11 protein-coding genes and 1 pseudogene are annotated in these 12,499 nt (G+C 61.5%); 9 read left to right on the top strand and 3 right to left on the bottom strand.

Annotation, left to right across the window (positions count from 1 at the left end; all coding sequences use genetic code 11):
* Window positions 1-343: 343 nt before the first annotated feature.
* The 4 genes from ACVWZ8_RS25105 (at window position 344) to ACVWZ8_RS25090 (ending at window position 6,253) form a co-directional block, all read left to right on the top strand.
* A complete protein-coding gene (locus ACVWZ8_RS25105; protein WP_456506490.1) occupies window positions 344-1,834 on the top strand; it encodes a site-specific integrase in 1,491 nt (496 codons plus the stop codon).
* The gene (locus ACVWZ8_RS25100; RefSeq protein ID WP_456506489.1) at window positions 1,831-3,555 is read left to right on the top strand and encodes a hypothetical protein; all 1,725 of its coding nucleotides are present in this window, start codon (window positions 1,831-1,833) and stop codon (window positions 3,553-3,555) included. Before ACVWZ8_RS25105 ends, ACVWZ8_RS25100 begins: the two co-directional genes overlap by 4 nt.
* A complete protein-coding gene (locus tag ACVWZ8_RS25095) occupies window positions 3,552-5,732 on the top strand; it encodes a hypothetical protein (protein WP_456506488.1) in 2,181 nt (726 codons plus the stop codon). Before ACVWZ8_RS25100 ends, ACVWZ8_RS25095 begins: the two co-directional genes overlap by 4 nt.
* An 80-nt stretch (window positions 5,733-5,812) precedes the next feature.
* A complete protein-coding gene (locus tag ACVWZ8_RS25090; RefSeq protein ID WP_456506487.1) occupies window positions 5,813-6,253 on the top strand; it encodes a hypothetical protein in 441 nt (146 codons plus the stop codon).
* Window positions 6,254-6,267: 14 nt separating this feature from the next.
* Here ACVWZ8_RS25090 and ACVWZ8_RS25085 read toward each other — a convergent pair.
* A pseudogene (locus ACVWZ8_RS25085) lies at window positions 6,268-6,414 on the bottom strand (LexA family transcriptional regulator); the annotation flags it as partial.
* Between the two features lie 558 nt (window positions 6,415-6,972).
* Here ACVWZ8_RS25085 and ACVWZ8_RS25080 point away from each other — a divergent pair.
* A complete protein-coding gene (locus ACVWZ8_RS25080; protein WP_456506486.1) occupies window positions 6,973-7,950 on the top strand; it encodes a DUF4192 domain-containing protein in 978 nt (325 codons plus the stop codon).
* A 191-nt stretch (window positions 7,951-8,141) separates the two neighbouring features.
* Window positions 8,142-8,291 (top strand): hypothetical protein, encoded by a 150-nt coding sequence (locus tag ACVWZ8_RS25075; protein WP_456506485.1) that lies wholly within the window; start codon window positions 8,142-8,144, stop codon window positions 8,289-8,291.
* A gap of 87 nt (window positions 8,292-8,378) precedes the next feature.
* Here ACVWZ8_RS25075 and ACVWZ8_RS25070 read toward each other — a convergent pair whose 3' ends face one another.
* Window positions 8,379-8,624 (bottom strand): hypothetical protein, encoded by a 246-nt coding sequence (locus ACVWZ8_RS25070; protein ID WP_456506484.1) that lies wholly within the window; start codon window positions 8,622-8,624, stop codon window positions 8,379-8,381.
* 427 nt (window positions 8,625-9,051) lie between these two features.
* On the opposite strand from ACVWZ8_RS25070, the gene ACVWZ8_RS25065 reads away from it, so the two are divergent.
* Window positions 9,052-9,480 (top strand): hypothetical protein, encoded by a 429-nt coding sequence (locus ACVWZ8_RS25065; protein ID WP_456506483.1) that lies wholly within the window; start codon window positions 9,052-9,054, stop codon window positions 9,478-9,480.
* Between the two features lie 320 nt (window positions 9,481-9,800).
* On the opposite strand, the gene ACVWZ8_RS25060 is transcribed toward ACVWZ8_RS25065, so the two are convergent.
* Window positions 9,801-10,631, bottom strand: a complete 831-nt coding sequence (locus ACVWZ8_RS25060) for a hypothetical protein (protein ID WP_456506482.1) — start codon at window positions 10,629-10,631, stop codon at window positions 9,801-9,803.
* A gap of 26 nt (window positions 10,632-10,657) precedes the next feature.
* Here ACVWZ8_RS25060 and ACVWZ8_RS25055 point away from each other — a divergent pair, with 26 nt between their 5' ends.
* Complete coding sequence (locus tag ACVWZ8_RS25055; RefSeq protein WP_456506481.1) at window positions 10,658-10,822, top strand: hypothetical protein; 165 nt, start codon at window positions 10,658-10,660, stop codon at window positions 10,820-10,822.
* A gap of 259 nt (window positions 10,823-11,081) precedes the next feature.
* Window positions 11,082-12,425: a ParB/RepB/Spo0J family partition protein gene (locus ACVWZ8_RS25050; RefSeq protein ID WP_456506480.1), complete on the top strand. Its 1,344-nt coding sequence runs from the start codon at window positions 11,082-11,084 to the stop codon at window positions 12,423-12,425.
* Window positions 12,426-12,499 lie beyond the last annotated feature (74 nt).

Genomic DNA, 12,499 nt, shown 5'->3' with positions numbered 1-12,499 from the left:
GGGCGGTTCCTCGAACGGCGGCCGCAGAACCGCCATTTTGAGCTGCGATTTAACCGCCATTCTGAACGAACAGTCACAGGCCAAAACACCGCTCCGGAAGACCTATCCGGTGAGTTGTCCGGTGATGGGGCCCTATACGGGACACCATTCCCACGGTTGATGTGGCGATTTCGAGCGATCATTGCAACACCCGTTGCCTCAAATAGTCTGGAGCTGCTGAACTTGCGCGAATTTCCGGATTCGTGTGCATTAAGGTTCCTGACGGTGGTGATCTGCCGACAGGCCATGGCTGTCCGTGCGAGCCGCCGATTGATCCCATCTTTTGGTGTCTAGGCTGTGCCTTATGGACGCGGCGGATAGCGGGAAGCTCTCATGGTTGCTTGCGGTTTCGGGCGGGCACTCCCAGGTTCCTCGTGGATTTCATCCTTTGGCGGAGGAGTGGCACAACGTCGCCGACCGTGAGGCCGAGGTGGGAATCGTTCCCGGCCAGCCCATCCTGATCTCGCCCGGACTTGTGGACTACAGGCTGGGCGACTACTTCAAGGACGCCTACCCATCCGACCGCACATCAACAGCGCAGACCTATGCCAAGGAGTTGAGGACCTGGTTCACCTTTCTTGCCACCCAAGATGTCGAGTGGTTTGAAGCTAAGCATTCGCACGTTCGTGCCTTCCAAATTTGGCGGGTCTACGACGGCCGTAACCCGAAACCTGTCAGCCCGGCAACATGGAATAAGGGGTGGGCTGCACTGCGGCACTTTTACGAGTGGGCGACGAAAGAAGGCTGGATAGAGCACAACCCGGCAGGAAATGCTGATCGCCTCCTGGATCCTGGCACTGTGGGAGGGTACCGCGAGAAAAACGCGCGGGCTTCCCGGGACCGGTGGATCACTCCCGGTGAGTATGCGATGTGGAGGGACGTTGGTCTACGGGGCTACGACGCCCACCGAGACGGCTCGGGGCGGGTCTCGGCCGGCCTTCCGAATGTGGCTGCAAGATCCCGCAACACCGCACGCAACCTTGCCTTTGCTGACTACCTTGTGACAACCGGCCTCAGGCTGGGTGAAGCAGGGACACTGTTGGTATTTGAGCCCGGGACCACTATTCAAGAAGAAGTCCCGATCGTCGGCAAGGGTCGCGTGCGACGGCATTACAGGGTGATGCATGATCTGGGCCTTGCCAGCCTTCACCAATACAAGGTCGGGGAACGGTGCGATGCAATCCGGCGTGCACAGACCGCAGGTCGTTACGAAGATTTGAAGGGCCGGCTCGACGTCGTTGAGGTACTCCAAAGCCGTTCTGGTCACCGCGTTCGATTGACGGATGGCCGTGTATTCTCCGTGGAAACGATGACGGCGAGGGTCCGGGCGAGCCTGTATCTGATCAAGGACCAGCGCCTTGAGCCGGCCTGGCTGTGGCTGAAGGAGGACGGAAGTCCCCTGGAAACGGCCTCGTGGGACAAAGTGTTTGATACGGCAAACGACCGCGTGACAGCGGCCCGCACGCTGCTGGGGGCTGATTCGCCAACCGTAAAGCTGACACCGCATTCGTTGAGGTTCACGTTTGCCCTCTTTGTGCTCTTGGCCGGTATACGGGCCATTGATGAACATCTCGGATATGACGACGCATCGCCATTCAGAATTCTGAACTATGCCCACGCCTTCGACGAGGTGCGGGACCTGCTCGGCCACTCATCTGTCGAGACAACCAAACGTGTGTATCTGGAGCCCGTTAAGGGGTTGCGACGATCAAGCTTGCTTCGGGGCGCAAGCGTTGAACAGATGTGGGACCACGTGTCGGCCAATAATCCGCTGATCGGTTTTCACGCCTCGTGAGCGGACAACGAGCCGCGCAGCCTCCGCCGGATCTGCAGGCTTACGGCCCATACGACGACGCAGGCGCAGGCCTGGTCGTCACCCTGCACCTTGAAGACGCCCCGTCCTATAATTTGGACCTCTCGAAAATGCTGGGCGCGGAGACACTGCGCCGGGAATTCGCTGAAGCCGTTCTCGCCTGGAGCGCCAGTGAAAAAGGCGGGCGGCGAACGTCCAATGTCCTGGGAATCAAGAGAGCAGTGTCGTGCTTCCTTAGGTACTTGGAGGATCTCAGTGCCGATGGATCCGCTTCCCGTGTGAAATTCATCGCTGAGATTACTCCATTTCATTTGCGCGGCTACCATGCCGAACTGCTCCGACTAAAAGCCCGGACAACTGTGGACGATTACTTCTGCAGGACGCGCACGCTCTTGCGCTTTGCAAGGAGTACGTCCGATGCGACTCGCAGGGAGATCAACAAGCGGCAGGGGTGGTCCAAGCCTGAAACACAGATTGAACGGTATTCAAAACGTGACTTTGTCAAGATCCGCAACGCGGCCCGGAACGCGGTGGAAGCGGCGCATGCCCGGATTCATGCAGCGCATTTGGAAGCGCTGGAACATGGCGCGGGGAATGCCATGGGCGCTGCGAAAGGACAGGCATTGTATGAGGTGATGACCCTTGGGAAGCCCCAAAGCAAGGCCGGGTTCAAGTCCCTGGCGGCCTTGGGACCTCATAACTATCGTCAACTGGACGTAGCCCGTCGACACCTTTTCCTGGACGGTGATGAGGTGCTCGCCGCCGCGGTCCTGATGGCCTGCCATCGCGGATTGAACCTCTCTCCCATTGTCATGTCGGGAACTCCCGTTGAGATTGATGCCGATATCGTGCAGCTTGACCTGGACAAACCACGCCGAGGACCAGGGCAACGGTACTGGCCTGAGATCATTGCGGACAACACCGACCAAAATGGTGGGGCAGCCACGGATATCCGGATGATCGCCGAAGCGACTGAGCCGGCACGTGCGTGGCTGGCGCACAATCATCAGCCCACCAAGCGGCTGCTCATTCGCTGGCCCTTCGCGGCGAACAAGCCCCACTTCGGTGTCCCGTCAGCAACACATCTGACGGGCGTGGGATCCCGAAGCGGCAACGGCTCGACATGGGTGCCGGACGGAATACGCATCGATTTTCAACGATTACGCCGGAGCGTCCCCCATCGAGGCGTTGCCAAGGAGCCCACCAATCACAATCCAGCCACGTACCTTCACTACGTCCGGACAGATGCCCTCGCACTTGCAGAACAACAACTGGAAGCCACCCAGGGCATACAAGCAGCCATGGACCGGGCACGACTTGAAGTGCACCATCGGATGCGCGAAGGGCAAGACTCCGGCGAGTCGCTGGACGCGCTCATCGCCAATTGCCGAGACCCGGAACATAAACCAACGACAGGAATGCCCTGCACGACGGGCTACTTTTCCTTTCTCGATTGCCTCGACTGTGACAACGCAGCCACAGTCGGCCGCCTTCTGCCCCGACAACTGGCGGCACTGAATGTGCTGGAAGAACTCAGGGACGCCTTGGGCGATACGTGGGAGAGAAAGTTTGCTCGTCGCTATTACATGCTCAGGGCGATAGTTGAGCGCTATTCCGCCGCGGAACGGCTGGCCGTCGCGGATCAGGTAGAAGCTCATCGCCCCTCAATCATTGCTGCCTTGCGGCAGGAAGGACCAAGATGAATCAGTCCCACGGCCAGGCGAACCGTCTGGTTGGTACCGAACTCGTTGAGACACCTCTGCTCGATTATCCTTCCCCCACTACATCAAGCATTTCCCAGAATCGCATCCACCAAGACGCCGTCATCGCACCGTTCGGTGCGGATGTGTGGCCCATGAACGCCTTGGCCAACGATCCCTCACGGTCATTGCCCCGGCTTAGATTCGAAAGCTGGCCGGCGCCGTTCCGCGACTCCGCGAAGCACCTGGCCTACGCCCTGATCAACTACGGAAATCCCGAGATCCTCACAGCCGAGGCCCACGGAAACTACGTCAAGTGGCCACAGGCAGGGACCATCGAGAACCTCCTTGGCCAATTGAAGGACCATGTGGATTGGTTGCTTGGCGAATGGTCCGACAGGCATCCAGACACGCCAGTCCTCACTCCCCGGGATCTGGATTCGGAGCACTTCAACGATTGCCGACGCAGGGTCGATGATTCCAGCTCATCGGTGGATTCAAAACGCAAAAGACTCGAATGCTTGATACGTGTCTGGCACCTCAATCCTTGGCTGCCCGAGGATCTGCAATGGCCCGAGCCCACATGGCATCGCGAGGCTTGGAAGCCCCGGTCAGCGGTTCACGAAAATGCCACCAAGCGCATATCCCAAGCCACCATGGGGCCGCTCTTGGAATGGTCGATAGCCTTCGTAACCACATTCTCTGACGACATATTCTCTGCACACGCGAACTACCACGGCCGGACAGGCAACTTGCCGACAGGCGAGGATCAGTACCATGCGGCCCGCACCATCTTGCAGGAGTATGTTCGCACCGAGAAGCCGCTGCCTGCAGCCCCAGCTTGGTCGGGCACCAAACGAGCAGGGGAAGTTGGCTGGAGCGTTCTTTCCTACCGCCATCGGATCGACACACTCTATATGAGCAGGTCCTTGGCAAGAATGCTTGTCCGTCCACCTGTATCGGACAACGCCGCCCTCACTGCCCCGGACTTCAAAGTAGATGGCCTGTTCCACGGCCGGCCATGGACGCCATCCATCGGTGTGTACGACATCAAGCCCCGCTTAATCGGCCGCAACACATTGCCGGGTCCGTTGCTGGGACACTTGCGCACTGCTGCCATTATCGTCGCCGGCTACCTGACCGGCGCCCGACCGGAAGAGATCTGCGGGTGGAAACACGGCGCAGCACCGGCACCCGTTGAACGCCCTGGCGGATCACGGCTGCACCTCATACATGGACGCGTGTGGAAGGGCAGCCGGGCCACTGAATCCGGGACTCTGGGAAACGGGCAAGAGGCAGTCTGGGCAACAATTCCAATAGCAACGAAAGCCATCCACGTTGCCGAACAGATACGCCAACTCTTCGGCAACGATGATGGCCTGCTCTTCTCCGATACCGGTCGGCAGACTGCGCCATCGACAGTGGCAACCTGGATAAGAGACTTCGTCTGCTTCATCAACGAACGCCTCGTCCCCCAATGCGTCAACGCTCAAGCCCTTCAGATTCCTGAAGACCCTGACGGAGCGATCACCTTGAGAAGATTTCGACGTACCCTTGCCTGGTTTATTCACAACCGTCCCAACGGTGAAACAACCACAGCCATCCAATACCAGCATCTCGGTACCGTCATCGGAGGAGGCTACGCGGGGACCAAGGAGTCCGGGATGAACGATCTCCTGCTCGAAGAAGACTGGTCCCATCGCCGCCGAACCGTGGATCACCTTCGAAACCTGCTCGATGGCGGGGAAGGCCTCAGCGGACCCGCCGCCGACCGAGCATTCGCGGCCACCGAGAAGCTTCCGCGGCATCTGACGCCCGCTGATGAGCGCCGCCTGCGCAAGGACGGGACGCTGCTGATCTATGACAACCCAGCCGCCGTGGCACTCTGTGTTTACGACGAACGGCGGGCCTTGTGCCACAAGATCAAGCTCGCAGGTAAAGACGGCCAGCCCAGTCTCCTCGAATGCGTGGAGGGCTGCCTGAACTGTGCACGTACGGACGGCCAGCTCCAAGAATTGGAGTCCGAGGCTGCTGCCTTTCAGACCAATGCGACGCTATCTCCATTGCCCCTTGCCCAAGCCTTCCTTGCGCGATCGGAACGCAATCTGCTCATTGTCAGCCAGCACCGGTCCAATCGAATCTGCCGCAACAACAGTGCACCCTCGGGAAAGCGTCAGTGATGAATAGGCCCGCGGCAATCCCCGATAATGCAGAAATTGAGAATGAGAGTGACTCGTGCCGACGGGCAATCCTGGCCGCAATGCAGCGAATCCTCCTCGGTCAACCCAAGCGGGTGGCCGTCGGCGCGACGAGCATCAGTGATCTTGCCCGGGAAGCGCAGGTCGGCCGCCACGTGCTCTACCGATCCCTCGACCTCAAAGATCGCTTCGCGTACTTCCGCGATAAGGCGCACCAGCCGACGGCATCTGAACTCCAGCTCCACGAGCAAATGGCAAAGCTCAAGTCGCAGGTGACCAGCCTGCGGCAACTGCAGTCACGTACCCATGACCGCGCGGAAAGCTGGAAGGCACTCTGCACAACACTCGAGCGCGCGATAAACGTACTCCAGGAGGAAATCAGACAGGAGCAGATCAGGTCTGAAAGGCTCGCCCGCAGACTAAACGACCTGAATCCAGACTCAGGATCTGGATCTGCCCCCGTCATTCCGTTGCGCCCTCGCCCAAGTCCACAACACCCCTGAACCCTCTAAAGAATGATCAGGTGCACGTTCAGATCGATCCGGCCATCAAAATAGTCCTGCGCCGGCGACGGGAACCCCGCCGCCACCGGCATCGGGGAGATCAGCACCGACAACAAAGACGTACCCGCATCTATCACGCGGGGACCGACAATAACGCCCACAACACACCTTTATTCGAATATATGTTCGATTAGATAAGCATACGCGCAAGGGGCGACAACGGACACCGGCAGGACCACGTTGAACCCAAGGGGGACAGCTTTGAGCTGTGCGGAGGCTCCACCTGCCCCCAGTGGGCACAACCCGTTCCCAGGGCCATGGTTTCCGCTGCGCTCCACCTATTTGGGCGTCCGCTGGTGCGGCCGGCTGTGGGGTCCAGTGCCGTCCGTCGCAGAGCTCCGGCCCGCCCTGGCCCTGTCTTGTCTACGACGTCTTTTGGTTGCTGTCCTCCGGATTCTAGGCGTCCGCTCCACCCCGTATAGCCCCGGTTCCGCAAGCTCCACCGGGGCCTGCGGTGCAGGAAATGTCCCTCCGGCGCTCCTGCGTCGCTGATTTCCTCCAGGAATTTCCTGCCCCTTGCCCTGCGGGTAGACAGGGCTCCGTCGGCCGCCGAGCAAGCAAGCTTGCCAGCAACCAAAAAACAACGGGAGGAGCGGGGAAGCTGGCCGGTCACCAATGCCGCCCCACCCACCGAAATCCTCTGCAAAAGGAGCAACACCATGATTGAAAAGATCAACCTCACCGGTCCCGCTGATCTGCTGGCGACCATCCCGCATCTGCTGGGGATCACGCCCTCGGAATCGTTCGTGGTCCTCACCGCCCATGCCGGTGCCCTCGGCGCGACGCTGCGGGTGGACGCCCCCGAACACGTCGAGCCGGTCAACTACGCGCAGACGCTGACCAGTCACGCCGCCAACGATGAGAAGGCCACGGCGTCCTACCTCGTCGTCTACACCGACGAGAACCAGGACAGCTACCCCTACGCCGCGCACGTCGCCGCGCTGGTCAGCGAGCTGGCCGCAGCCCGGATGCCCGTGCGGAACGTCTGGCTCGTGACCTCCAGCTACTGGACGGAGTTCGGCACGGACGAGGAGCACCCGCTGGAGCAGATCACCGACAGTCACGCCAACGCGACCCTGACCTTCTTCGGCAGCGCCACGGACATCGACGTCTACAACCCCTCCCTTCTGGGCACCTGGGCAATGCCGGTACAAGCACCCGAGGGCAGCGAAGAGGACATTCAGGACTCATGCACAGCGTGGGCTGCGCTGCTGGACAGCACAGGGACCCCCGACAGCGAAACGGCCCGGAGCATCGCGGGAGCGTTCCAGCACAAAATGGTGCGGGACTTCCTGTTCCGCGAGACCATCACCACCCACAACGGCAACTTCGCCGACGTCATCCTCGGGAACTTCACCGGAGCCCCGGACTGGAACCGGGTGGACCGGGCCCAGGCCATCGCGTTCGAGCTGATGAAAGCAGTCCCGGCAGGCCAGCGCGCACCGATGCTGACCCTGATGGGGTGGCTGGAATGGCTCAAAGGCAACGGCACCCAAGCGGGCCGATACCTCAAGCACGCGGACACGGATGCACCCGGGTTCCGGCTGGCAGGGCTGCTGCAGGAACTGATCAACCGCGGCTCAGTCGCAGACGTCGCCCGCGACCCGGAAACCTCCTACCAGCGCCACAACAACTAAACGGACAGGGCCGGGCCGGGATCACCAAGAGATCCCGGCCCGGCCCTTTTGCCGGTGGCGGGGCGGCCTCCCCCGCTTCGCTCCGCCGGCCGCCTAACGCTCGCGCGGGCGCAGCACGGACCCAGCAAGCGTGTAGAAACCACGGCTACAGTGAACCCCAGGAACACTGCACCGACCAGGGAAGCGTGAGCATGGGAACCGAATACATCCTGACCGACGACGACAAACCGGCGGCCGAGCCGAGCCTGACTGAAGACGTCATCGAAATTCGTCTGCTCACTGCCGGCGAACCAACAGGGCCCGCGAATATCGGCTGGGCCCAGGAACACCACAACCTCTAACCCACCAGGCAGCGAGACGCTGCCCACCCAAATTTCCTTTGCAGAGGGAAAACCCGGAAAGGCCGGCACTTCGGTGCCGGCCTTTCCTCATGCCCGGGATTGTTCCAACACCCGCCGCCACAACACGAACGCCGCCAAGGCATTCAGGACGGTGATGAACGCATCGCCCGCAGCAGGCCGGGCGATGAAGAGATCGAGGACTACCAGCGCCAGCGCACCCGCTGCGGCAAGTGTGAACACCACGGCCAGGACCCGGAGGACCCGCGGAGAATCCAGCCCGGCACCGCGCCCCGCGAGGCCCGGGCGGTTATCACGCGGAGCCGGCTCAGTCATGCCCTCACCCTACTCAGTAAGGGCATGCTCGCAGGGCTCGCACCCATTGGGCGTCCGCTGGTGCGGCCGGCTGTGGGGTCCAGTGCCGTCCGTCGCAGGGCTCCGGCCCGCCCTTGCCCTGTTTGTCTACGTCTTCGACGTTTTTTGGTTGCTGTCCTCCGGATTCTAGGCGTCCGCTCCACCCCGTATAGCCCCGGTTCCGCAAGCTACACCGGGGCCTGCGGTGCAGGAAGTTCCCTCCGGCGCTCCTGCGTCGCTGATTTCCTCCAGGAATTTCCTCCCCCTTGCCCTGCGGGTAGACAGGGCTCCGTCGGCCGCCGAGCAAGCGAGCTTGCCAGCAACCAAAAAACAACGGGGGGAGAGGGGAAACTGGCCGGTCACCTGAACCGCCCCACCCACCGGAATCCTCTGCAAAAGGAGCAACACCATGAACGCAATCACCACGAAAACGGTGACCACCCAGGACACCGGGGAAACCATCGATGGCGTGACCGTGCTGGGCGATTACCACGTCAACGGCGGCTACGACTGGATGGAACTCATCGGCGAACACGGCTGGGCCGTCATCCCCAGCTGGGGCAGTGACGGCTGGGACCTTGGCAACTGGCCCTACGTCATGGTCGCCGCTACCCGCACCGCTGACAGCATCGGGAACCTTTTCGGCGTCGCCACCTACTGCGAGGGCGACGTGAGCTGCACGTTCTACCGGACCAAGGCCCGCCAATGGGACGCGATCACCGAACAGGCATTCTTCCACTGGAAGAACGGACAGGCCCACGGCCCGGACGACCTGCCCGAAGCCGCCGCCGAACTCCCGTCCCGCTACCGGATGCCCTACATGGCCAACGTCGCCTAAACCTGCTGAAACCTTGCCGGGCGGAACCACCGCCCAGCAAGGTGCCGCGCTCCTCACCAAAGGACCAGGGCCGGCCGAAAGGTTCGGGCGGTCCGCCGCCGGTGGTTGGCTGCCGTCGCTGGTCACCGGCGGCGGACCGCCATTCCCGGCAAGGACCGCAGGTGGAACAGCCAGCGTGCCGACCAGACTGAGAGCGGGGCTGGCACGGGCGGATCCAGGGGAGACGAGGGGCAGGGTATGCTCGCAGGGCTTCGGATACCCCGGTGCCCACAACTTCTAACTCACCCGCAGCAGGACACTGCCTCTGTTCGCGTCGGAATTTAGATCTGTTTGGGCACGGGAGGCGGGTCAACGAGATTATTTCGAGCCATTCCTGCCGGTACTGCCAGCGCTTTGGAGGCTTGTGGCGGAGCAGTGATTCCCCTGGCGTGTTGAACCCTATGGAGCTCATTCAGGGCGACATACAGGGCAGTTCTGGAGGCGTCTAGCTCCTTGAAGGCTATTTGATACCGCTTATGGTCTGTGTCTTTCCACTCCGGTGGTACGTGCAGACGATCGCTCTCTTCTTTTGTCCACGTGTACTCGAGGACCTTGTATCCGTAGGCCTCGGCGGCCGCCGTGAAATTCTGCCAAACCTTCGTAATCTCGGGATCGAAAAATTCTCTCCAATCCCGGTGCCACTTGGTGGTGTGCTCTTCGAGCTGGGAGATGAATGAGAAGTCGAGGTTCTTATGGTCCACGCCCTCGGCTAGGTAGGTGTGGAACTTGCCGTTCATATTCATGTTCTCCAACCGCTCGTTCAGCAGGAACATGTCCTTCTCACTGTTGATCCTGAAGAGCTCGGACTCCTTCTTCATGAACTGAGCAGCAAGTCTGGCCTCCTCTCTGATCCAGTGGTTCGAGAGTTCCGTTACCTTTTTTCCCCAGAGTCGGGACTGGCCGGCTTGTGCACGTTTCAGATACCACTGGGCAAGTGGGCCATGGGCGGCAAGAACTAGAGCAAAGCCTAGCCAGCCAACCAGCGGATTCTCCATCATGAATGTTTGGGGAGCTCCCGGCAGGAAAAGGGCCAAGCCGCTGAGAATGCCGAAAATGCTACCTCCCCAGCTAACTGTGGAAACGTCTCGAATCTCATGTGATGAATTAGGCACTTGTAGACCTTAACCCCACGATCCTCATGAGCGAACCAATCGGTACATGCTCGCAGGGCTCGCACCCATTGGGCGTCCGCTGGTGCGGCCGGCTGTGGGGTCCAGTGCTGTCCGTCGCAGGGCTCCGGCCCGCCCTTGCCCTGTTTGTCTACGTCTTCGACGTTTTTTGGTTGCTGTCCTCCGGATTCTAGGCGTCCGCTCCACCCCGTATAGCCCCGGTTCCGCAAGCTCCACCGGGGCCTGCGGTGCAGGAAATGTCCCTCCGGCGCTCCTGCGTCGCTGATTTCCTCCAGGAATTTCCTGCCCCTTGCCCTGCGGGTAGACAGGGCTCCGTCGGCCGCCGAGCAAGCGAGCTTGCCAGCAACCAAAAAACAACGGGGGGAGAGGGGAAGCTGGCCGGTCACCTGAACCGCCCCACCCACCGGAATCCTCTGCAAAAGGAGCAACACCATGAACACCACACCCACCCTCGAAATGCTCGACCCGGCCACCCTGACCGTGGACATCAACGTCCGCAAAGACGCCGCCCTGACCCCGGATTTCATTGCCAGCATCAAGGAACACGGCGTGATGGAACCCGTCATCGCCCACCGCAAGGACGACGGCGTGGTGCACGTCCTGATGGGACAGCGCCGCACCCGCGCCGCCGTTGAAGTCGGACGCGCCAGCATCCCGGTCATGATCATCGAGTCCCCCGAGGAAGCCGAACGGATCGTGACCCAGGTCGTGGAGAACATCCAGCGCGCCGAACTGACCGAAGCAGACGAGGCCGACGCCTACCACCAGCTGTCCCTGATCGGCGTTTCAGCCGCCGCGATCGCCAAGAAGACCGGGCGCACCAAGACCACCGTGGAAGGTGCGCTGAAAGCCAAGTCCTCGACCGCCGGATCCGCCGCCCTGGGCAAGGGGTACACCATCGATGAAGCGCTCATCATGGCCGAATTTGAAGGGAACCAGGACGCCACGGAGGAGTTAGAGTCCGTGATCGCGGACGAACCCGATCAGCTCCTGCACGTCGCGCAGATGCTCCGGGACCGCCGCGACCGCGCCGCCGCCCTCGCCGCACTCATCGCCGCGCTCGAGGCGCAGGGCAAGACCATCGTGGAGGTCGCCGGGCACTACGCCAACGAAGAGAACCTGTACGTCTCGGCCGCGAAGCGGGCAGACGGGGAACCGGCCACCGACGAGGACGCCAACGCCTACCTGATCAGCACCGACTACCGGGGCCATCACAACGCCAACGCGGTCATCACCGGCTGGAAGGACCTGGGCTTCACCCCGAAGTACGAACGCTACGACGGCGGCACGCAGGCCCGGAAAGGCCCGATGACCGAGGAACAGAAAGCCGAACGGAAGACCCTGATAGCCAATAATCGCGAGATGGAAAGTGCAACCAAGGTCAGGCGCGATTTCGTGAAGACCCTGCTGTCGCGCAAGACCGCGCCGAAGGGCTGGCAGTACTTCGCCGTCCACGCCATCACCCGCGACCCCGAAACCGCCAGCGGCTACGACGGCAAGGTCGCCACCGAGATGATCGGGGCCAAGACTGGGGAAGACACCGACCGGTGGGGCTGGAACCCGTTGCGGGACCACACGGCCAAGACCACCGCGCGGCCCGAGTTCTCCCTGATCGCCCTGATCTGCGCCGGTTATGAGAAGACCATCCAGAAAGACTCATGGCGGACCGCCGAGAAGCGGCACTTCCACTACCTGAACCAGCTCACCATCTGGGGTTACACCGCAAGTGCTGTGGAGAAAATCATCATCGACAAGCACACCACCGACACCGAGTAACCGGACGGGGAACCGGGCGGCTGTACCCCAGAGGCAGCCGCCCGACCACTCACCCCAGCAGGGCCGGGAACCTC

This window comes from Arthrobacter sp. UYCu723 (assembly GCF_054059215.1).
This window is presented reverse-complemented; position numbering and strand designations above follow the sequence as displayed.

Excerpts from the sequence above, each read along its gene's own strand:
- ACVWZ8_RS25105 (WP_456506490.1), top strand. The coding sequence starts at position 344 with ATGGACGCGGCGGATAGCGGGAAGCTCTCATGGTTGCTTGCGGTTTCG.
- ACVWZ8_RS25095 (WP_456506488.1), top strand. The coding sequence starts at position 3,552 with ATGAATCAGTCCCACGGCCAGGCGAACCGTCTGGTTGGTACCGAACTC.
- ACVWZ8_RS25090 (WP_456506487.1), top strand. The coding sequence starts at position 5,813 with ATGCAGCGAATCCTCCTCGGTCAACCCAAGCGGGTGGCCGTCGGCGCG.
- ACVWZ8_RS25080 (WP_456506486.1), top strand. The coding sequence starts at position 6,973 with ATGATTGAAAAGATCAACCTCACCGGTCCCGCTGATCTGCTGGCGACC.
- ACVWZ8_RS25075 (WP_456506485.1), top strand. The coding sequence starts at position 8,142 with ATGGGAACCGAATACATCCTGACCGACGACGACAAACCGGCGGCCGAG.
- ACVWZ8_RS25070 (WP_456506484.1), bottom strand. The coding sequence starts at position 8,624 with ATGACTGAGCCGGCTCCGCGTGATAACCGCCCGGGCCTCGCGGGGCGC.
- ACVWZ8_RS25065 (WP_456506483.1), top strand. The coding sequence starts at position 9,052 with ATGAACGCAATCACCACGAAAACGGTGACCACCCAGGACACCGGGGAA.
- ACVWZ8_RS25055 (WP_456506481.1), top strand. The coding sequence starts at position 10,658 with ATGAGCGAACCAATCGGTACATGCTCGCAGGGCTCGCACCCATTGGGC.
- ACVWZ8_RS25050 (WP_456506480.1), top strand. The coding sequence starts at position 11,082 with ATGAACACCACACCCACCCTCGAAATGCTCGACCCGGCCACCCTGACC.